The organism is Porphyromonas loveana, from assembly GCF_003096695.1.
GTDB classification, from domain to species: Bacteria; Bacteroidota; Bacteroidia; order Bacteroidales; family Porphyromonadaceae; genus Porphyromonas; species Porphyromonas loveana.
Genome location: NZ_QEKY01000004.1, coordinates 129,450 through 151,480, shown reverse-complemented (window position 1 = coordinate 151,480; position 22,031 = coordinate 129,450). Strand labels below are relative to the sequence as shown.

General features: G+C 47.6%; 21 protein-coding genes. 18 read left to right on the top strand and 3 right to left on the bottom strand.

What is annotated here, in order from left to right:
• The first annotated feature begins 1 nt into the window (after nt 1).
• The 3 genes from gcvP (at nt 2) to C7382_RS03335 (ending at nt 4,934) form a co-directional block, all read left to right on the top strand.
• Nucleotides 2-2,875, top strand: coding sequence for an aminomethyl-transferring glycine dehydrogenase (gene gcvP, locus C7382_RS03345; protein WP_116678900.1), 2,874 nt, complete (start codon nt 2-4; stop codon nt 2,873-2,875).
• Nucleotides 2,876-3,052: 177 nt separating this feature from the next.
• Nucleotides 3,053-3,355 (top strand): cupin domain-containing protein, encoded by a 303-nt coding sequence (locus tag C7382_RS03340; RefSeq protein ID WP_116678935.1) that lies wholly within the window; start codon nt 3,053-3,055, stop codon nt 3,353-3,355.
• Nucleotides 3,356-3,359: 4 nt separating this feature from the next.
• Complete coding sequence (locus C7382_RS03335; RefSeq protein WP_116678899.1) at nt 3,360-4,934, top strand: PAS domain-containing protein; 1,575 nt, start codon at nt 3,360-3,362, stop codon at nt 4,932-4,934.
• A 161-nt stretch (nt 4,935-5,095) separates the two neighbouring features.
• Here the strand turns inward: C7382_RS03335 and C7382_RS03330 are convergent, their stop codons facing one another.
• Together C7382_RS03330 and C7382_RS10060 are read right to left on the bottom strand one after the other, a co-directional pair.
• On the bottom strand, nt 5,096-5,338 hold the full coding sequence (locus C7382_RS03330; protein ID WP_116678898.1) for a hypothetical protein: 243 nt from the start codon (nt 5,336-5,338) through the stop codon (nt 5,096-5,098).
• Between the two features lie 40 nt (nt 5,339-5,378).
• Nucleotides 5,379-5,528, bottom strand: coding sequence for a hypothetical protein (locus tag C7382_RS10060; protein ID WP_165815115.1), 150 nt, complete (start codon nt 5,526-5,528; stop codon nt 5,379-5,381).
• 187 nt (nt 5,529-5,715) lie between these two features.
• Between C7382_RS10060 and C7382_RS03325 the strand changes: the two genes are divergently transcribed.
• Nucleotides 5,716-7,017, top strand: a complete 1,302-nt coding sequence (locus C7382_RS03325; RefSeq protein ID WP_243405644.1) for a DUF3078 domain-containing protein — start codon at nt 5,716-5,718, stop codon at nt 7,015-7,017.
• A gap of 28 nt (nt 7,018-7,045) precedes the next feature.
• Here C7382_RS03325 and C7382_RS03320 read toward each other — a convergent pair whose 3' ends face one another.
• On the bottom strand, nt 7,046-8,458 hold the full coding sequence (locus C7382_RS03320; RefSeq protein WP_116678897.1) for an ATP-dependent DNA helicase: 1,413 nt from the start codon (nt 8,456-8,458) through the stop codon (nt 7,046-7,048).
• Nucleotides 8,459-8,594: 136 nt separating this feature from the next.
• Here C7382_RS03320 and C7382_RS03315 point away from each other — a divergent pair, with 136 nt between their 5' ends.
• The 14 genes from C7382_RS03315 to nusA all read left to right on the top strand — a co-directional run bounded on the left by C7382_RS03315 (nt 8,595) and on the right by nusA (nt 22,005).
• On the top strand, nt 8,595-9,227 hold the full coding sequence (locus C7382_RS03315) for a hypothetical protein (RefSeq protein ID WP_116678896.1): 633 nt from the start codon (nt 8,595-8,597) through the stop codon (nt 9,225-9,227).
• A gap of 25 nt (nt 9,228-9,252) precedes the next feature.
• Nucleotides 9,253-10,068 carry a DUF3822 family protein gene (locus C7382_RS03310; RefSeq protein ID WP_116678895.1) on the top strand — a complete coding sequence of 272 codons (816 nt, stop codon included), beginning with the start codon at nt 9,253-9,255 and terminating at the stop codon, nt 10,066-10,068.
• Between the two features lie 24 nt (nt 10,069-10,092).
• Nucleotides 10,093-10,632, top strand: a complete 540-nt coding sequence (locus tag C7382_RS03305) for an RsmD family RNA methyltransferase (protein WP_116678894.1) — start codon at nt 10,093-10,095, stop codon at nt 10,630-10,632.
• Between the two features lie 1,012 nt (nt 10,633-11,644).
• Complete coding sequence (locus tag C7382_RS03295; RefSeq protein ID WP_116678892.1) at nt 11,645-12,391, top strand: ABC transporter ATP-binding protein; 747 nt, start codon at nt 11,645-11,647, stop codon at nt 12,389-12,391.
• Nucleotides 12,388-13,104, top strand: a complete 717-nt coding sequence (locus tag C7382_RS03290; protein WP_116678891.1) for an ABC transporter ATP-binding protein — start codon at nt 12,388-12,390, stop codon at nt 13,102-13,104. The genes C7382_RS03295 and C7382_RS03290 overlap by 4 nt, the downstream gene beginning before the upstream one ends.
• Before the next feature lie 43 nt (nt 13,105-13,147).
• Nucleotides 13,148-14,599, top strand: a complete 1,452-nt coding sequence (locus C7382_RS03285) for a hypothetical protein (protein WP_133241529.1) — start codon at nt 13,148-13,150, stop codon at nt 14,597-14,599.
• Complete coding sequence (locus C7382_RS03280; RefSeq protein ID WP_116678889.1) at nt 14,535-15,980, top strand: radical SAM/SPASM domain-containing protein; 1,446 nt, start codon at nt 14,535-14,537, stop codon at nt 15,978-15,980. Before C7382_RS03285 ends, C7382_RS03280 begins: the two co-directional genes overlap by 65 nt.
• A gap of 13 nt (nt 15,981-15,993) precedes the next feature.
• Nucleotides 15,994-17,103, top strand: coding sequence for an ABC transporter substrate-binding protein (locus tag C7382_RS03275; RefSeq protein ID WP_116678888.1), 1,110 nt, complete (start codon nt 15,994-15,996; stop codon nt 17,101-17,103).
• Between the two features lie 7 nt (nt 17,104-17,110).
• Nucleotides 17,111-17,989: a branched-chain amino acid ABC transporter permease gene (locus C7382_RS03270; protein ID WP_116678887.1), complete on the top strand. Its 879-nt coding sequence runs from the start codon at nt 17,111-17,113 to the stop codon at nt 17,987-17,989.
• Between the two features lie 126 nt (nt 17,990-18,115).
• Nucleotides 18,116-18,487, top strand: coding sequence for a GxxExxY protein (locus C7382_RS03265; RefSeq protein WP_116678886.1), 372 nt, complete (start codon nt 18,116-18,118; stop codon nt 18,485-18,487).
• A 166-nt stretch (nt 18,488-18,653) separates the two neighbouring features.
• Nucleotides 18,654-19,544 carry a branched-chain amino acid ABC transporter permease gene (locus C7382_RS03260; protein WP_116678885.1) on the top strand — a complete coding sequence of 297 codons (891 nt, stop codon included), beginning with the start codon at nt 18,654-18,656 and terminating at the stop codon, nt 19,542-19,544.
• Nucleotides 19,495-19,926, top strand: a complete 432-nt coding sequence (locus C7382_RS03255; RefSeq protein ID WP_116678884.1) for a flavin reductase — start codon at nt 19,495-19,497, stop codon at nt 19,924-19,926. The genes C7382_RS03260 and C7382_RS03255 overlap by 50 nt, the downstream gene beginning before the upstream one ends.
• A 207-nt stretch (nt 19,927-20,133) precedes the next feature.
• Nucleotides 20,134-20,592, top strand: coding sequence for a ribosome assembly cofactor RimP (gene rimP, locus C7382_RS03250; RefSeq protein ID WP_116678883.1), 459 nt, complete (start codon nt 20,134-20,136; stop codon nt 20,590-20,592).
• A 63-nt stretch (nt 20,593-20,655) separates the two neighbouring features.
• Entirely contained in the window at nt 20,656-22,005 is a 1,350-nt protein-coding gene (gene nusA / locus C7382_RS03245; RefSeq protein WP_116678882.1) for a transcription termination factor NusA, read from the top strand.
• The last annotated feature ends 26 nt before the right edge of the window (nt 22,006-22,031 follow it).

The following is a 22,031-nucleotide window of genomic DNA, read 5'->3' as shown; positions in this document are numbered from 1 at the left end:
AATGAACACAAACAAATTTGAAAACCGCCACATCGGTATTGCAGAGCAGGACCTCGACGTCATGCTCCGGACCATTGGCGTAACGTCCACGGAACAACTGATCCGCGAGACAATCCCCGGTAACATCCTCATGTCGGAACCCCTCGATCTGCCCGAGGCCATGACCGAGCGCGAGATGCTCGAGCATTTCCTTGAACTGGGTTCTAAGAACAAGATCTTCACTTCCTACATCGGACAGGGCTGGTACGACACCGTTACGCCGGCACCCATCCAACGCAACGTACTGGAGAATGCTGCATGGTACACCTCTTACACGCCTTATCAGGCCGAGGTATCGCAAGGTCGATTGGAGGCTCTCTTCAACTTCCAGACGGTGATCACCGAACTCACCGGCTTGCCCCTGACTAACTGTTCGCTCCTCGACGAAGCGACGGCCGGTGCAGAAGCAGCGCGTATGTTGTTCGACACTCGCTCACGTGCTCAGGCCAAGGCCGGTGCCAATGTGCTCTTCGTAGATGAGAAAGTATTCCGCTCTACGCTCGAAGTTATCCGCACACGTATCATCCCTCAGGGTATGAAACTCGTAGTGGGCGACTACAAGACTTTCCAGTTCACGCCCGAAGTATTCGCAGCCATCGTGCAGTTCCCCAATGCTGAGGGTACAGCTAACAACTATAAGGCATTCATCGAAGCAGCTCATGCTGCGGGAGCCAAGGTAGCTGTAGCCGCCGATCTCCTAAGCATGACCATCATGACACCTCCGGGAGAGATGGGAGCGGACATCGTATTCGGCTCTGCTCAACGCTTTGGTATCCCCATGTATTACGGCGGACCGTCTGCAGGTTTCTTGTCCACAAGCATGGACTACAAGCGTAATATCCCCGGTCGTATCATCGGTGTATCCAAGGACGCATACGGCCGCCCCGCTTACCGTCTGGCACTGCAGACACGTGAGCAACACATCAAGCGCGAAAAAGCTACGTCCAACATCTGTACCGCTCAGGCTCTGTTGGCTACAATGAGCAGCTTCTATGCGGTGTATCACGGTGCTGACGGCTTGCGCCACATTGCCGGCCGCGTGCATGCTTATGCAGGCTTCATCAGCGAAAAGCTCACGAAGCTCGGTTATAAGCAGACGAACAAGGACTTCTTCGATACTCTCCGCATCGAATTGCCCGCAGGCGTCAGCGCAGAACAAATCCGCGAAGTGGCAGAAGAGTGCAGCGTGAATTTCTTCTATCCGAGCGATGGCAGCATCATTATCAGTCTCGACGAGACTACGTTGCCCTCCGACCTCGGCGTTCTCCTCTACATCTTCTCCTCTGTACTCGGCAAGGAAGAGACGATCACGGAAGATGTTGCTTCGGACAAGCGTTATTTCGACGCAGCTTTGGCTCGTACATCCAACTTCCTCAACTACGACGTTTTCAATAACTACCATACCGAGACAGAACTCATGCGTTACATCAAACGTCTGGAGCGTAAGGACATCTCCCTCGCCCATTCGATGATTCCGCTGGGTTCTTGTACGATGAAGCTCAATGCCGCATCGGAGCTGACCACGCTCTCCATGCCGCAGTTTGGTGCTATCCACCCCTATGCTCCGAAGGATCAGACGGAAGGATACCTCGAGATGCTCCAAAGCCTCGAACGTTATCTGGCGGTTATCACCGGATTCGATGCAACATCTCTGCAACCTAATTCCGGTGCATCGGGCGAATATGCTGGTCTTTTGACCATCCGCGCCTATCTGGAAAGCATCGGACAGGGACACCGTAACCTCGTGATCCTGCCGGCATCTGCACACGGAACCAATCCCGCCAGCGCCATCCAATGCGGATACGACACGGTGACGGTGGCTTGTGACGAACGTGGTAACGTGGATATGGACGACTTCATGGCAAAGACTGAGCAGCACAAGGATCAGATTGCCGCCATGATGATCACTTACCCGAGTACCCACGGTATATTCGAGACCAATATCATCGACCTCTGCAACCGCATCCACGAGTGTGGCGCGCAGGTATATATGGACGGTGCCAACATGAATGCACAGGTGGGTCTGACTAGTCCGGGTTATATCGGTGCAGACGTATGTCACCTCAACCTCCACAAGACCTTTGCCATCCCCCACGGTGGTGGCGGCCCCGGCGTAGGTCCCATCTGTGTGGCTAAGCATCTGACTCCCTTCCTGCCCTCGCATCCGCTCTGCGATGACTATAACGGTCTCGAAGTATCGGCTGCGCCTTTCGGCAGTGCAGGTGTAGCGGCTATCACTTATGCCTACATCCGCATGATGGGTTACGAAGGTCTGCGCAACGCTACGATCACTGCGATCCTTAACTCTAACTACATGGCCAACCTACTGAAGGATACTTTCGGTATCGTCTATACGGGTGCTACCGGCCGCGTAGGACACGAGTTGATCCTCGAATGCCGCAAGATCAAGGAAAGTGGCATCGACGAGAATGACATCGCCAAGCGTCTGATGGACTTCGGCTACCACGCTCCCACACTCTCCTTCCCCGTGCACGGCACGTTGATGATTGAGCCTACTGAGAGCGAAAGCCTCGCCGAACTCGATCGCTTCATCGCCGTAATGAACTGTATCTGGGAAGAAATCCAAGAAGTGGCTCGCGGAGAACAAGATGCTACCGACAATGTACTCAAGAATGCTCCCCACCCGCAGTACGAAGTGACAGCCAACGACTGGTCACACCCCTACTCTCGTGAGAAGGCAGCTTATCCGCTTGAGTACCTACGTGACAATAAGTTCTGGCTGAATGTAGCTCGTATAGACAATGGCTTCGGCGACCGTAATCTCGTGCCCAGCCTTTGTGGTGCTTGCGAAGTATTCGGCAATAACTTCTCCTAATCCCCTCTCCTCCACAATCTACACGGATAGTCTCCACGTAACCTGTGTGAGTAGAGCATAATAACAATGAGAGTCCGTATCGGCTGGCCGATGCGGACTCTTGCGTATGTACCAGATTATCTTATCTTTGTGGGTAATGAGATCATTTCAGATTATAAACATCAATACAGAAAAAGTATGACACAACCAACTCATCCCATCGGGCAGGAAATCAATGCCTTTGGCCAGGTGATCAACAACAAAGAACTCATGCTCGTACACCTGCGTCTGAAGAGCGGAGAGCAAGTGCCCCCACATGATCATAAAGGACAAGAAGTCTTCTTCACCGTAGTGGCAGGAACCGTAGAGGTCACGCTCGACGAAACAGAGACGTACCGCCTCAGCACGGGTACCGTCCTACATTTCCCCGGCGAAGCGCGCGTGGGCGTAAAAGCCGTCGAAGAGAGTGAGTTCTTCGTTTACCTCATCAATCGACAGTAAAATCATGGACATGAAGAAACATCTGCCAGATGCAGATATTGAGAAATTGGGCAAAGTACTTGAGATCAAAGAGGCATACCAGCGAGGAGAGATTTCGTTAGAAGAAGGCAGAGCCCGTATTAGAGAGCAAGTAGGCACACTACGTCCTTACGAAATAGCATTGGCTGAGCAGGAACTCAAAACCATAGAAGACGACGAATGTCGCAAGGAGAACATCCAAGAAATGATCGATCTCTTTGCCGAAGTGATGGACACCAGTCGTCCGGATCTTCCTATTGACCATCCCATCATGTGCTATTACAGAGAGAACGATGAGATGCGTCGCCACATGCTCGCCATCGAAGACCTCGTACAATATCCTGTCATCAAGAATCAGTGGCTCGAACTATACGATCTAATCGCAGCCTTCCGTACTCACCTTTCGCGCAAGCAAAATCAGCTCTACTCCATACTCGAACAGAAAGGCTTTGATCGTCCCACAACTACAATGTGGCTACTCGATGACTTCGTGCGAGATGAGATACGCGATGCCCGCAAGCTCCTTGAAGAAGACAAAGAAGAGGAATTCTTGGCCATGCAACCTACAATCGTAGCAGATGTGCTAGATCTCCTACAAAAGGAAGAAGCTGTCCTCTACCCCACCTCCCTTGCAATGATTACACCCGAGGAATTCGATCAGATGCGTTCAGGGGACTTGGAGATTGGTTTTGCATGGATCAGTATAGAGGACTCTCCGGATACAAACAAAACTGAGAGGCAATCCACAACTGTCCCCGATGGCTTCGCCTCTGAACTTTCCGCTCTTCTTTTCAAGTATGGTCTGGGAGGAAACAATACTAACCAGCTCCTTGATGTTACGACAGGCAAGCTTACCCTCGAACAGATCAATCTCATATACAAACACCTGCCCATCGATATCTCCTACGTAGATGAGAACGAGCTTGTCCGCTTCTATTCAGATACCGATCACCGTGTCTTCCCGCGCAGCAAGAATGTTATCGGACGAGACGTAAAGAACTGTCATCCACGCACCAGCGTCCATCTCGTAGAAGAGATTATCGCTAAGTTTCGTTCTGGCGAGCAGGATAGCGTTGACTTTTGGATCAACAAACCCGGTCTCTTCATCTACATTTACTACGTAGCCGTGCGTGATGCAGATGGACGATTCAGAGGTGTACTCGAGATGATGCAAGACTGTAGCCGCATTCGCGAACTTCAAGACTCACGTACGCTACTCACATGGTCAAACGACACCCAAGGAGCCAAGTCAACGGAGTCACAAAACCCTACACCTGAACCGTCCAATCCTGTCGATACACCTCCCGAAGGAGAAGACATAGACACAGCTACAGAGCTCACGGCCGATACCCGCTTGCAGGATTTGCTCAAATTCTATCCACAGTTACGGGAAGAATTGCCGAACATCAACTCCGCTTTCAAAATGCTCAATTCCCCTCTAGCACGCATCATCATCCCCAAAGCAACCGTTGCCATGATGAGCGAGCGTAGTGGTATACCCCTCGATGATATACTTTCTAAATTAAAAGAACTCGTCACCAAATACCAAAAAGAGAAATAAGCCTCCTCTCTAAGTCCAAAAAGCCCTGCAGGACTATCTTCCTGCAGGGCTCTTCCGTTATTATCACTATCACCCGTCATTATTGTCTTTAGCGACAAGCATAGCTTGTTCCTCTCTGCGCTCGGCATAAACGTACATGAGCGTAGTGAAGCTGCCGTACATCAGGAGCTGAACAGCACCAGGGAAACCAGCAAGAGTCCCAAAGCAAAACTGAGCATCGTGAAAGTAGCCGTCATCACGAGAAGGCCATACTTATAGAAGCTCTTCGAGCGATCGGACAAGAACTCACCCTTCACCAAACTCACTGCCAACAACACAAAAGCAAGCAATTCTATGAGCCCGAGGAAGTAGATGAAAGGTGGTATGCCACCAGGCATCTGCGACAGAATACTACCCTCAAACATCCTTTCATATCCGCCCATGACCGAAGCGGCATCGAATATCTTATTGTATCCGGGTTGCCCCCATCGTATAAAGCAGCAGGAAGTATTGCGGCAGCAACTTCACCTTGTCGAATAGCGAATCTTTACCCGCCGAACGACTCTCCATCAGCCATAACAACAGGAAGAGCAGAGAGGTATAGAAGTGATGCACTACACCTATTATTATTCAATTAGCCGAAATAACTATCATCTGGCCATTTATTTGATAACAATATCTTGATAGATATAGTTTTGCATGATACGCTTACGTGTGTACATATAAGTTCGTCTCAACGGCCTTCATAAAATAGTATAACTTTGTGCGTCCTAATTGGTTATTAGAGAAAGAGATTAAGCGAATGATGAGAATAAGATACTTCCTCACCCTTCTTCTGATATGCAGCTTGGGGCTGGCGTCTAAGATAAAAGCCCAAGAATCAGATATGCCGCTCAGTGAGGCAGATAGTATGCATGTAGCCTCGGGGCGATTGCTGATGAACTACCTCCGCCTACCGCTTGTGGCAGAAAACTCTACCACCCCGCTATCTGACGGACTCTGGAAGATCGCCACGCCGAGCATTCCGCAACGTCTGGAGCCACTCACCCATCGGCCGCTCATCCCTGTGCCGGACTTGAGCGATGCAATGTTAGAAGTAGAGTTGGCTCGCCGAGTATTGTCCAACTTGCAATACCGCAGACTCGATCTCTTCTCCTATAGCCGCACCCAACTGGAGCCGTACGGCCCCGACTACTCCTATATCCGCCCACATAGCGATCCTTCCATAGACGGGGGAGAGCTTTCGGATCAGTTGCTCAACACGGGCAAGATCCATGGCGTTACACTCAAGCCACGCTATTGGTTCTTCGGGATGGAGACCGCCCTGCAGTTCTCTCAGAACTATATATCCGAGAACTGGTACAAAGGAGGATCGAGCAACCTGAACATCATGTTCACCAACCTCATCACCCGGGAATACAGACGTGGCAAAGTGCGGTGGAAGAATGAATTGGAAAACCGTCTGAGTATCTTCAACGGTGCGAAAGACACCGTCAATCGCTACAGCGTGGCAGAGGACCTATTCCGGTTGCGCTCTAACTACGGTTACCATGCTTTCAAAGGCTGGTACTATTCATTCGATATCGAAATGCGCACCCAGCTACTGACCAATCGTGCCGAGAACAGCCTGAAGATACAATCGGCTTTCCTCGCTCCCTTGATCTATAATACGGGTATCGGTATGAAGTACGAATTGGATACGAAAAGCAAGCGCGTCTATGGACGTTCTGTGAAGATGGGCATCTTCCTTTCTCCCGTCTCCTATAACCTCAAGTGGTCTATCCGAGAAGATATTGACTTGGCCCGTCACGGATTCCCCGAAGGCAAGACCATCGTACACCAATTCGGTGCGGCCATCAAGACCGAATTGGTCTGGAACTTCGACAGTCGTCTGAGTTGGCACTCGCGTCTCTATGCTACCACCACTTATAGGAACACAGTGGCAGAGTTTGAGAATGCCCTCAATCTCTCCCTCACCCGACTGCTGAGTACACGTATATATATGTACCTGCGATACGACGACAGCGTGTCACTCCCCGAAGGTAAGAGCAGCTATCTGCAGGTAAATGAGTTGGTAAGTATCGGTCTCTATTACCGATGGTAAGGGGTTGTCTCCGAGGAGGCGGACTACATCAGAGCATATCCTGTGGTGTATTGACAAGGAAGAGTCGTTCCGAAGCTCGTGTCACTGCCGTATAGAGCCAGCGGCATAGCTGCTCGTCATGCGGAAGGTAGCTGAGCATCCCCATATCTATATAGACGTGTCGCCACTGCCCACCCTGCGCCTTGTGGCAGGTGACGGCATAGGCGTACTTGACCTCCAACGCCGAGAAGAAGGCGTCCTCACGGATAGCCTTGCGACGAGCTGGCAAACCCTCCACCGAGCTATAATCCTCCGCCACGGCTTCGTACAGGCTCTGCCGCTGCGCCGAAGTCAGTCCGGCGGTCTCTCCCGTCAGCCCATCGAGTATCAGCCGAGCTTCTATCTCACGACCTTGCTCCACGAGAGCGAGGGTGGCATCCACAAATCGGAATCCATAGAAAGCATATTGCTTGCCCAAGCGCAAGACCTCTACGATCTCGCCATTGGCCACGAAGTCCGTCTTGTCTTTCCGTTCGCAGTAGTGATAGTTGTTCCGCGTCACCACCAGTCGGTCACCACGCACCAATTCCTCTTCATAGTAGAGCACCTGCCCTCTGATACCCAGATTATAGGCCAGCGCACGTTTATTGGAATAGCTGACCACGATGGTATCTGCCAGCCCCACATCACTATAGGAAGTGTCCAACGCATCTATCAGCTCCGCTCCGGATATGGCAGAGACATCCCCCACCGCAGGGATTCGCAGCTTGATCTTCTCCCCCACACCCTCTGACAGCAACTGCCGCAGGCTCGTCGCCAATGACAAGATGGCGGACTCCTCCTGCTGGCGCACCACCTCCATCAGCGTGCACTCATATATATGTAATCCGTAGGCATCACCCATCACCCGTGCATCCAAGGCGGGGCTTACCTCGCTCCCCACAGGTGGGAGCTGCGCCACATCGCCGGCAAAGATGAGGCTGCAACCATCCGTATTGCTCACATAGGAGAGCAGATCGTTCAGCAGACTGCCGGATCCGAAAGGCGTAGGTTCCGCGCTCTCGTTCCCGATCATGGACGACTCGTCCACAATAAAGACTGTCCCCCCCGCTCCATTGCGTCGAATGCGATAGGAACCGCCTTCTTCTATCCCCGCTGCGGAGGCTTGGTAGATCTGTCTGTGGATGGTATAAGCCTGATGGCAGGTATAAGCGGTGAGGACCTTGGCAGCCCTGCCGGTTGGAGCCAGTAGTTCGCAGTCGGCTCCCTGCTCTAGGACCGTTTTCACCACAGCTGCTATCAGCTGTGTTTTGCCCGTACCGGCATATCCGCGCAACAAGAAAACCGAATAGGGACGCCTATCAGCGAAGAAGTTTGCCAGCTTGTCGATAGCAGAATCTTGACTTCGGGTGGGGGTAAAAGGCAAATTTTTGCGTATTTGCTCGGCCAAACAATTGCTCATCTTTATACAAATCGTATATTTGCGGGGACTAAGTTAGTTGCTTTGCGCGAAAACCATAGACTTCTTCGCGCGGCGGTAGCTTGGCTTTCCGTTTCGGATAACGAATTTGGGATACTAATAAAACTACAAGATAACAATGAAGACTTTAATCAAGATTTTGGCGATTGTGGCAGTTGCAGTGTTGGCTTACCTCACAGTGATGAGCATCTACACGCCCGTTCGCTTTGACAAGGTTCAGCAAGAACGCGAATCGGCCATCCAGAAGAAACTGAAAGCTGTAGCCGACTACCAAGCTGCATTCGAGAGCATGTATGGTCACTATGCCACTGCCGATGAGTTGGTAGCATTCTTGTCCAACGGTCGTCTCTACTATGTAAATGCCCAAGGCGAATACACGGACGAAATGCGTGACAAGGGTATGACCGAGGCGCAGGCTGCACGTGCAGGTCTCCTCAAGCGTGACACCGTATGGGTATCTGCCAAGGACTCTCTTCTGAAGGATGTGGACCCCGCCACCGTATTGGATGTTCCCGGCTTCGCTTCTAAGAAAATCCTCGTGGAAGTAGGCAGCATCGAACAAGAGATCGGCCAAGACACTGTCCACGTATCTGTATTCCAAGCATCTGTTCCGTTTACGGACTACCTCAGCGACCAGGATCAGGTGCGTCTGAAGACGAAGATCAAAGACGCCGAAGCCCGCATCAACGGCTATGCCGGTCTCCGCATCGGCTCACTGAAGGAAGTAAAGAATACCGGTAACTGGGAATAATCCCCCGCAGAGCCTATACTGCGACGTGGATCTTCCCGCTTCCACTATTCCTGCCAATCTCTCTGCCCATACGGCAGAAAGCTATGATATGTCCATCCGACTACTGTCGGATGGACTTCTTTTTGCCCTGTCCGACACAGACGGCAAACCCTGCGCCTCCTGCACCTATCCGTTCGAATCGGGAGCCGAGGACTATTGTGCCGCGGTCAAGGAGCTGTTCTTCCGCCATCAGCATCTCACCTTCCCCTATCGCAGGGTGCACATCAGCTACCAACCTCAGTCCTACGTGCTCATCCCCAGTGCCCTGTACGAGGAGGGGCGCGGCGACTATTGGCTCCGAAGCGCCGTTGATCTGCCCGACGAAGGCAAAGGCGCAGCCGTGATGGAGTACCTCCTCCCGCATCAGGACAAAATGCTTATCTCGGCTTGGGACAAACCGTTGTACGAATTCCTACGGCGTACGCAGGTAGGCACGGAGTTCGTCCCCGACTTTGCCCTCTTCCTCCAAGACACCGAGCGCCGCAGCCGCCAGCATGCGGGCAAGAGAATTGCCCTCAGCATCCGACAAGACAAGCTGGATCTCTTCGTATTCGAAGGGGGGAGTCTCCTCTTTGCCAATGCTTATGTCATCACCCACGACAGCAACGCACGCACCCTTGCGGAAGAGACCCTCTTCTATCTCGTCACTGTATGGAAGAGTCTCCACCTCGATCCCGAGAACGACCACGTAGCCATCTGCATCCGTCGCTCTGCCGATGGTAGCTCGCCCGACCGTGACGATCTGCAACAGACGATAGCACCCTTCTTCCGACATCTGGAGTTGTCGGAGGACTACCAGTAAAAATCCTCACCTACTCCCCATCCCATGCGCGTCATCAGAGGCAAATACGGACACAGACGATTCGACGTCCCCAAGAGTTTCAACGCTCGTCCCACGACGGACTTTGCCAAGGAGAACCTCTTCAACATCCTCTCCAATCGTCTTGACTTCGAAGGACTCACAGCCGCTGACCTCTTCTCCGGCACGGGAAGCATCGCCTTGGAATTGGTGTCACGCGGTTGCGCATCGGTCATATCCGTGGAGAAGCGTCGCGAGCATGCCGCCTTTATCCGCGACCTCAGCCGTCGCCTGAACGAAGAGAACACTTGGCGCATCATGGAGACCGATGTCTTCCTCTTCCTCCAACGGAATAAAGACTCACGTCGCTTCGATTTCGTCTTTGCCGATCCTCCCTATATGTTGGATCGTCTCGACACCCTGCCGGATACCATCTTAGAGAGCAACATCCTCACCGAAGACGGCCTCTTCATCCTCGAACACCCCAAAGACCTTGACTTCTCCGCCCATCCCCGTTTCGACGATCACCGCGCCTACGGCTCGGTAAACTTCACCTTCTTCCGCTGAAATCCACCCCTTCCGCTGCGGACTCCACCTTTCCAGTCTACCCCAAAACGCCAATCTATAGCCCGAAGATTCAGGCCATAAGAATGGCTCCGAGTATATTTTCCCAAAACACGGAGAGACATATAGGGACGAACCTATGTGTTCGTCCAAATGCGGGTGCCGGGGCTATAGATTGAGGGCGAACTCATAGGTTCGCCCCTACTCCCAACCAAAATACGTTCGCTTCACTCTCAACAAGGTGTACGACAAGCCCTATACGGAGTTTTCTTGTTCACGTACATGTACGCAGAGACAAAAAACGCAGTTTTCATATTCGCGTACACCTACGCAAAGGCAAAAAATGGTGTTTTCATGTTTACGTACACCTACGCAGAGGTAAAAAACAGAGTTTTCAAGCGGACGCACATGTACGAAGAGCCTAATTTGATTTTTTCAAGTCTTCGTTCATCAACAAAGAGCTCAAAAATGGTTTGGCAGCTCTTCGCTCAACGACGAAGAGTCAAAAAATCGTTTTTCAAGGTTTCGCCTGTTGTTTTTTTGTCGCATAATGACAGTTTCACGTTTCGCTTATAATTTCTCTATAAGAAAAGTCTTTTTCTACTCTTCGCTCATAAGCGACGCTGTTTCCAAGCGTTTTCGATCCCTTCATCAATCGACAATCAACAGAAAAACACATTTCCTACCACCCAAACAAAATATTTAACAAACCAATCGTCTGTTCAACACCTCTCCCTGAAAAGCCGGCTTGATCAAAAATGAAACTATTACCACATGTGAAACGCGAATTATCTCATATCCATTCGTGGAATTCGTGTCAGCACCCATCAGATCAGAAACCAATCCATTACCCTCTTCATTCGTGCCCATTCGTGAAATCCGAGTCTAAATAAACGAGCAAAACAGAATTATTTCGTGTTAATTCGTGAAATTCGTGTCTAGTTCCGCAATGACAAGCCTATACAAACATGAAATTGCTTATTTTCGCATAATAATCCACATAGCCGGCTAAGCAATGCAGTTGTCAGTCAGCCATATCGCCAAATCATTTGGCCAACACCAAGTCCTTACCGATGTCTCATTCGAGTTGTCGGGAGGCAAGATTGATGTGCTGATGGGGACGAATGGGAGCGGCAAGACCACCCTGCTCAACATCGTATCAGGATTCCTTCCACAGGACAAAGGCGATGTGAGCTTTGACGGCACGCGAACCAACCATCTCCCCGCTTACCGCATCAGCCGAATGGGCATCACCCGCACCTTCCAAGACATGCGACTGATAGGCAAGCTATCCGTACTTGAGAATGTACTCCTCTCCTTCCCCGCTCAGCAGGGCGAACGATGGTGGAAAACGTTGCTGCCTAATCGAAAAATAACGCAGGAGCAACAGAAGAACCTCGACCAAGCCATGGGCATACTGAAAACCTGCTTTATCGACGACATCGCGGGTAGCAAAGCCGCCGAAATATCCTACGGACAGCAGAAACTCCTCAATCTGGCTTGCTCCATGGCAAACGATCCACAGGTCCTACTCCTTGACGAACCTGTGGCAGGAGTCAATATCGCCTACCGCGACAAACTCGCCGAAGTTATCCGAAAGCTAAAGACCGAGGGTAAAGCCCTGCTCATCATTGAGCATAATACTGACTTCATCGAATCCATAGCCGACAGAATACTCTTTCTGAATCGCGGGAGGGTCACTGCCTTTGACGACTATACTTCTTTCAAGAATAATGAAGAAGTAAAAGAAGCCTATATATGAGTCTATTGCAGATCGACAATATACAGACCGGGTACGGCAACAAGCAAGTACTATTCGACCTCTCGCTCACGGTCGAACGGGGCGAAACAGTACTATTGGCAGGGAGTAACGGCTCCGGCAAAAGCACGCTGCTGAAGGCTATATACGGACTACTTCCCCTATGGGCAGGCAATATCTACTACGAAGGAGAACTAATCCAAACAGCCGACACTGATCGCAAGATAGCAAACCGCCACCCCTTGATCTCGCGAGGCTTGGTGTATATTCCGCAGAAGAACGAACTATTTTCCGATATGACGGTAGCAGAAAATCTCACGATGAGTCTCCTCCATCTGAACGACCGACACGAGATGCAAAGCCGCATTGAGCAACTGATGACCGATATTCCACTCCTCAAAGAACGTTATCGCCAAACAACAGGCAAACTGAGTGGCGGCGAAGCCAAGCTACTCACCCTCGGGATGGCATTGGTAAATCGCCCAAAAGTGTTACTATACGACGAACCACTGGCGGGATTAAGTCCACAGAACATTCCCAACACGTTGCAATGGATAGAAAAGCTCTACGGCTATGGTACAGCAATGGTTATTGTAGAACATCGCACGAAATATCTCAAGAACTCCACTGACAAAATAACAAGTATGAGGTTCAGGACTATAGAGATAGACAGCTTAAATATAAAAGACAAAACAAAAGTCATAGACGAGAGATAAAATGTTTTTCAGACAATTAAAAAAGATCAAAAGATTTTTTCCAATGAGTGAAATTGCTTTTAATCGGCTCATCAAAGGTGCTATCAAAATCATTATATTCGCAGTTATTGGGATAGTAATTTGGAGCAATCGAGATCTCATTAAGCACAGCTACTTTAAACAAAATAGCGACGGGCAACTCATATACCACCCAGTTATTACTGACACAGCATCCGTAATCTTTAGGGAGAGGCAATGCGAAAATATCCACCAGTCAAGATCTCGTCGTCCACACATCAATAGAAATATATATAAGGGCTCTGTTGATAACGATTTTAGCGGAGACAAAGAATTGGCAAGAATTCAAGAGAGCGAGAGTGATATTGGAATTATTTCCATTTTAGAAGAAATCATAACAACTACAGGAAATACCATTTCATATTTTTCCGCAATTATCGCAGCATTGTCAATCGTCGCTGGGATAGCAATGTGGAAGTACTATCAAAAATTTTTAACTACAGAAGAACGCATTAATAAGCTAAAAAATAGCACATTGGACAATGCCCTTATCACCCTTTATGCGGTGCCATTTACCGAAGCGACACAAATTACATCAAGCAAGCATTTGAAGGCAATTAGACATATTGCCGAACTTGCAAGCGATGAAGAAAACACAATAAAAGAAAATCCCAAATACACCTCTCTTTTATTATGCAAAGGGCTTTACTCATATTTTAATGGCGAATATAAAAATGCAATAAAGGCAATGCTCGATGCAGAAAAAATAGTCCGCTACAAGAAAGATTACGAACCTGTAAAGGAAACGATATCTTTTCATTTGTCCCGCACATATAAACAATTTGCATTCTCAATAGGCGAAGAAAAAGGATGGGAGAAATTAGATGAAAAAGAAAGGAAAAAAATTCTATGTCTACTGAACGAAGCGGGCTACTATGCAACGAAAGCTCCTTCATGGCTAGAAACAAGCCTAATACTATCTATAGCTTTAATCAAGGCAAGACTATCAACACAAAAGAATGAATCAGCTAAGATTGATGATAATATTTTAGGAATCACAAATAGAATATTCTCAGGAGATGAAAACGAACCGTTTTCATTCAACAAAATGACAGCTGCCCCAGTCCAAATTAAGATTTATGAAAATAGCAGTAATAAAGTAGATGCCAATAATCTCAGGAATCATTTTATTTTCTATATGGAATCCCGATTACAGGGACAAACAGGATATAATATTTTAGCTTCATGGTATCTTTCGATGGCTCGCATTTTATGCGAGATGGAAGGAGAAAACAACATAGATAAAGCAGACCTATATATTGACTTGTCAAAATCCTACTATAATAGAGTCAAAAATGACAACGACATTCGGACACTATTTGCGTACGATTGTCTAACAGAAATATCAAAAAAATGTTTTGAAAAATTATCAGATGATATCAAAAGAACTATCAGCGAACGAAAACACGGGCAGAATAATCCAAACAACCGTCAATGACACCCAAATTTTTCATGATATTTTAAACGGCTGCATTGCTGACGATCTGTCTTCCCTCAAAGAATTTGTCAAGACAAATTCTTTGAGCAGCAAGATTGACACTCTACCTGCAGCTTTAGAAAAAATACAAGGCTTCTTTTTTGTGCTAACTACAAAATGCAATCTGAATTGTCAATACTGCTATTCAATCAGTCAAAACAAGCCATTATCTATGGAGAAAGAAGACCCCATCAAGATCATCAAGAAGCACATCAAAAAAGATGCAAAATACATCTTGATCAATTTTTTTGGTGGTGAGCCTACATTGGAAATAGATACTATCCGAAACACTGTTGAATATTTAAAAACAATCCAAGACAAAAAAATTTATCTTCGAATATCGACAAATGGATGCACATCCGAAGAAACATTGGACTATTTAATTGAAAATAGATTTCATATCACCATTTCTAGTGATGGTATAGCAGATAAGAATAGCACATTGGATAAAATAAGAAAAGCAGATATTGTCGAAAAAGCTCTACTCTATCTTGCAAAACGCAATGCAATTTTCACGGTGCGCTACACTGCAACAAGCTCCAACTATAAAAACATGTCTGAAGCGATAAAATATTGGCGATCAATTGGCGTTCCTCTTGCCCATATCGAACCTTATCACCCAACAGGCAATAGCAAAGAGGAAAAGAGTTTATTACCTGATGTCAATGACTATGTAAGTTCTTTTCTTGAGGCAGTTAACGAAGCCGAGACATCAAACCTGTTGATTACCACAGGTGCTTATATGAATTTATTAACCCCTTCTTCATATTTCTGCACAGGAGCAAGTGGCCAATTCTGCGTATATAACCCAGATGGATCAATAACCACATGCTACCGCGTACAAAGCTTTGACAGCCCTTACAAAGAATTCATCATTGGAAATTGGAAAACGAACAATACAACATCTATTTGGACAACTAATAAAACCAAATTAAATCAACACTCCATTATCCAAATGAGCCCATGCCATGGATGTAAAAACAAATATTTATGTTCTGGAGGATGTTTAATGAGAAATCTCACACAAACAGGGTCTTTAAATACTGCAGATAATTGGCTCTGCAAAATGAAGCACCTTCTACTTAAAGATGCAACAGCTCGCATATGGAATAATCTATCAAAGGGCACAATCCCTGTGATATTAGGTCGTTTCATCTTTGAAGACTTTCTTGCACGAACCCCCTCCCTCCCCCTTGAAGAACATTCTCCAATAATAAAAAACAAGAAAATCATGATAAATCAAAAAAATGGCGTCTTTGACATCTTTGACTGCATTGGAATTGACAGAAAAGATGAATATACAATATTCAACAAGAAAATAGCCAGAACCGAATGCCTATAAAAGTAGAAATCAAATGAAAAAAAACAATTTTATATCGCTCGCTCTATCTGCTTTTATCTTACTCATTGCAATAATGGTGATTTTCTATCCAAAAGCAAACAAGATAGAAAAAGTAACGATTGATGTTATTTGCGATCAAACTGGAGCCATTGCAGAATATGGCCAATGGGTTCAAAAGGGGGTGGCAATTGCCTCTGAGAAGATAAAAGAAAAAGATCCTAATTTTGAAATCCATTTTGAAGATGGACAAAGCAATGTCAATAAAGCGATTAATGCCTTCGAAAGAATCACCTCTACTAGCAAAACAAAAATGGTGATATGTGGCTGCAATAGTTCTAGTGTAATGTCTTTATCTCCCAAAGCTAATTCAACAAAAACACTGCTATTTTCAACAATAGCCTCTTCACCGAACATGAAAGAAACTAGTGAATTTGTATTCAGCAATCGAGTATTAGGCATAAAAGAAGTTGAAGCCATTTCCAACAATTTGGAAAAACTCGGGATAACATCAATTGCTATCGTTGCACATAACAACGAAGCAGGAATGCCATATATCGAAGCTTTTTCGAGTGCCAACAAGAACAATCACGCACAAATTTTATCAAAAACTTTGATTGATCCAAATAGCAAAGACTTCCGAACGGAGCTTATCAAACTAAAAAAGTTAAACCCTAAAGCCGTATTGTTAATAACCCCAACAGAACAATCGATCAATTTTATTAAGCAATCTGAGTCTCTCAACTTCACACCCATATGGATTGGAATATCTTCATTAAAAACAGATGATTTTATAAAGAATGGAGGAGAACTGGTCAACAATATGATAATAGCAAGTGAAAGTACAGACGAAACCAATCAACAGTATATTGATTTCGAGAACAGGTACAAAAAAAAATATCATGAACGCCCCACAATTTACGCCATAAATGGCTTTGAAGCAACTATTATTCTCCATAGTCTAATTCAAAAATTCGGCAATGATGTAAATGCTGTCAAGCAAGCATTATATTCAGAGAAATTCGAAACACTTTCAGGCACTGTTTCTTTTGATTCTAATGGGATTATACAAAATAAAAAAGTTGATTTATACACTATAAATAATGGACATTTTATAAAAATATAACACAACAATGACACCTCAATTCCTCCTCAATATATCTTTTTCAACAATCCTCAATTTTGCAGTTGCTGAATCTTTTATCTTGGTGTATAGACCTATTTATTTTTTCCACCTTACACATGCCATCACAATTGCCTTAGGAGCTTATATAGCCTACTGGTTGGGGATTGGAATGGGGGTTCCGCTATGGGGAGCAGTGCCGTTGTCAGTAGTGGTGGGGGTATTACTAATGCTTGCAGTCAATCAGTTTGTGTACAAGCCCTTACAAAAACGTAAGATAGAAAGTTGGCAAATGATGATAGCCTCACTGGGGCTGTATGTGGTATTGCAGAATATCGTCTCTATCGTATGGGGTGATAGCACGCTCAGTTTTCGCACGTGGGAAGTAAAACAAGGGCATGAGTTCTTAGGAGCATATATCACCGATGTACAGATTATTACCATTGTGGCGAGTGCCGTATTATTATTGGGGAGTTGGCTTTTCATGGAGAAAACGAATATTGGTCAGCAGATAAAGGCAGTGTCGTCCAATCCGGAGCTAAGTACAATCTTTGGCATCTCCAAGAACAAAGCCGTGGCATGGAGCTTCGCCATCGGGTCGGGGCTGGCGGCATGTGCAGGGATTCTTATAGCTGCCGATACGGATATGACGCCGACGATGGGTTTTAACTGGCTGCTATATGCAGTGGTGGCGATGATTATCGGGGGGATGGGCAAGATGCGATACCTGCTGCTCGGCTGCCTGCTACTGGCTACGGCTCAGCACCTCGCGGCGTACTATTTGGATAGTAAGTGGATGAATGCCACTGCATACATTATTCTGATCGCATTCCTGTATTTTAGGCCGTATGGATTTAGTGGGCAGGGTGTGAAGAAGGCTGACATCTAAAGCCAGACACTAATTTCACAAATTAACACTAAGGTGAGACAGATAACAGACACGAATTAGCACAAAGGTGAGGCAGAGAGCGGACACGAATTGCACGAATTAGCACGAAGGAGGGGGATTAGAGAGATGGGATTGTGGTATGAGAAAGAGGCTTACAAGATAGTGGGGGCTTGTATGGAGGTGCACAGGAATTTGGGACGTGGCTTTAATGAGGTGGTCTATAAGGATGCATTGGAGATAGAATTCAATGGACTCAAGATTCCTTTTGAACGCGAAAGAAGATATGATGTGCTCTATAAAGGTGTTAAGCTACCGCATTTCTATGTGGCTGACTTTGTATTGTTCGACACGATCATTTTGGAAGCTAAGGCCGTGGAGTGCCTGACACAAAGCCACGTCAAGCAAACGTTCAACTACCTCGCAGCAAGCGGCCTACACTTAGGCCTATTGGTCAATTTCGGAGAGGACTCCCTCAAATCCCAAAGAATAGTCCTATGACTTATCCTCAAAATCCATATATTCGTCCTTAAATGCATCTATGTGCTACCCTCTCTTTCGTGTTAATTCGTGCAATTCGTGTCCGCTCTCTGTCTCACCTTAGTGCTAATTCGTGTAATTCGTGTCCTCTTGCTCCCACTCTCCTAATTAGCAAAATTCGTCCCTTATGGAATATATCCTTCACCTCCTCATCCTCATCTGCATTTATACCATCCTCGCTCAGTCGCTCAGCTTGGTAGCAGGGTATAGCGGACAGGTTTCGTTGGCACATGCCGGCTTTTATGGCATAGGTGCTTACACAACGGCGTTGCTGTCGGTACACTTCGGCACTCCTCCGTTGCTCAATATGCTCGCCGCCCTGTTGCTATCGGGCATAATCGCCTATATCGTCTCGAAGGTAGCTGTCAAAACGGTTGACGACTACTATATTATCATCACCCTCGGCATACAGGTGGTGATGTTCTCCATTATGAACAATTGGCAGAGTGTAACGAATGGCCCATTAGGCATTCCCGGGATTCCCGCCTTTTCAATCTTCGGTTTGCCGATCGAAAGCAAACTCTCGTTCTTATTGCTATCTGCTTTTTTTGCAGGGGCAGTATGGTGGTTGCTATCCAATATCACCCGCTCTCCTTTTGGCAGAGTACTACGAGCATTAAGCGAGGACGAAATATACACCCAGAGTTTGGGCAAGAATGTGGCAGAAGCCAAAGTCGTCTCCTTCGTCATTAGTGGTATGCTTGCCTCCATTGCGGGCGTGCTTTATGCCCACTACATCAGCTACATCGACCCCACAAGCTTCACTGTCGATGAATCCATTTTTATCATGAGTATCGTCATTATCGGCGGCATGCGGCACCTGAAAGGGATTTTCTATGCCGCAGCATTCTTGGTGTTACTCCCCGAAGCACTCCGTTTCGTGGGCATGCCCTCCGCCATTGCAGCCAATATGCGACAAATCTTTTACGGTATTGCCTTGATATTGGTCGTGTACCGGGGAGGAAACCTTGTTTCTCTGGGTACAGCCCGCAAAGCAACTCAACAAGAGCAGAATTAGCCTCGGAGAACTCTGGGGACACCCCGTGGTCACCGTCTATGTATCCTCTAGTCGCTACACCCACAGCTTCATGGAGCGCAACGAGTATTTCACCGTAACCGGCTTTCCCGAGGAGAAATGCTCAGCCTTGCAATATATCGGATCACATTCGGGACGAGACGACAAAGACAAGATAAGTAAGGCGGGGCTTACACCCTCATTCACAGAGCTGGGCAACCCGATATTCGAGGAAGCCAATCTCTCGCCATCGAATGTCGCATCATCTATAAATCGCCGTTCGACGCTACCCTCCTCACACCGGAGGTCAAGCAGATATACGAGAAGGGGATTAGGCATCCACACCATGTACATCGGCGAAATAGTTAATACTTGGATCAAATAACGAGTCACAAGAGTAGGATGTGAGTGAGACATTGCTCACATCCTACTCCCGTTATCACCAATCATATACAAAACTCTTTTGGCGCATCTAATTTGTACAGAAGCGAAAAAAGATTATCTTTGCAGCTGATATGGATGGATGGAGGAGGCGACCCTATTAAAGGTTCCTCCTTTTTGTTTATCCCGAAGTCAAATTCAAACAAGACAAATGACAGCCAAAGAACAAGTAGCTGAGATCGTCACAGACTATCTGGGAACAGGTGCTATCTTCCTTGTGGACGTAGCCATACACCCGGGCAATAGGATCGTTGTAGAAGTGGACAGCGCAGAAGGTGTGTGCATAGACGACTGTGTGGCGCTAAGCAAGCATATCGAATCCAAATTGGACAGAGATGTCGAGGACTTCGAGTTGGAGGTAGGATCAGCCGGTTTGACTTCGCCGCTCAGAGTCATGCGCCAATGGGAGAACTGCATCGACTGTGAGCTATCCGTACTACAAACCAACGGCATCAAAGAGACGGGGCACCTCAGAGCGGTGAGCCCCGAAGCCATCCGTCTGGAAGTAATTCGCATGGTAAAACCCGAAGGAGCGAAACGCAAAAAACCGGAAGCGCAAGAGCTGACGATAGCCATGGCCGACATCAAACAAGCCGTGCGCGTGATTTGAGAAGAGGAAACATAGGAATAGAAAAAGAATACAAGAGCACATACCATAATACAGAGTCATAATATGGCCAAGAAGCAAGAAACGATCAGCATGATAGAATCGCTGGCAGAATTCAAAGATCTGAAGAATATCGACAAGGAAACGATGATCAACGTGCTGGAGGATTCCTTCCGGAATGTACTGGCAAAGATCTTCGGATCGGATGACAACTTCGACGTTATTATCAATCCCGAGAAAGGAGACTTCGAGATCTGGCGCACCCGCCAAGTAGTGGAAGATGGTGCCGTAGAAGACGACAGCCGCCAAGTATCCCTGTCCGAAGCGCATACCATCGACCCCGAAACGGAGGTGGGTGAAGATGTGACCGACTCTGTAAACTTCGCATCTTTTGGCCGCCGCGCCATCCTCAATCTGCGACAAGCCCTGTCCAGCAAGATCATGGAGCTGCAGAAGGAGAATCTCTTCAACACCTTTACCGATCGCATCGGCCAATTGATTTCCGCGGAAGTGTACCAAGTGTGGAAGCGCGAAGCGCTACTCATCGACGACGACGGCAACGAGCTTCTGATGCCAAAGAGCGAGCAGATACCGAGCGACTTCTTCCGCAAAGGAGAGACCGTACACGCCGTCATCGAACGCGTAGAGAATGCCAATAACAACCCCAAGATCATCGTATCGCGTACAAGCGGGGAGTTTCTCAAAAGACTCTTTGAGCTGAACGTTCCCGAAATTGCCGATGGTCTGATCACGATCCGCTGCGTAGCCCGCATCCCGGGCGAGAGAGCCAAGATGGCAGTGGAGTCTTATGACGACCGCATTGACCCTGTAGGTGCCTGCGTGGGTATGAACGGATCGCGCATCCGCGGTATTGTACGTGAACTCAGAGGAGAGAATATCGACGTGACTCAGTACACGGCCAATGCAGCACTCTTTGTACAACGAGCATTGAGTCCCGCACGCGTCTCCTCCATCCGCCTGCTCGAAGCCGAACGGAAGGCAGAAGTATTCCTGCGCCCCGAAGAGGTACCTCTGGCTATCGGCAAGAATGCCTCTAACATCAAATTGGCTTCTGGTTTGACAGGCTATCAGATCGAAGTATTCCGCGACATTGATGATATGGATGAAGAAGATATCTATCTGGACGAGTTCAACGACGAAATCGACCAGTGGATCATTGACCTGCTCAAGAACATCGGTTGCAACACAGCCAAGAGCGTACTCAACAAGAATCGTGAAGAGCTGATCAAGGAGACTGACTTGGAAGACGCCACGATCGACTATGTACTGGGTGTCCTCAGAGCCGAATTCTCCGAAGAAGGACCAGAAGCCATCGAGGAAGAGCAAGAAGCACCCGACATGGACGATATAGATAACGACTTTGTACCGACAGACGCGGAGCCCGAGCAAGAGTAATGCTTGCGCGAATAACCCTCTCAATT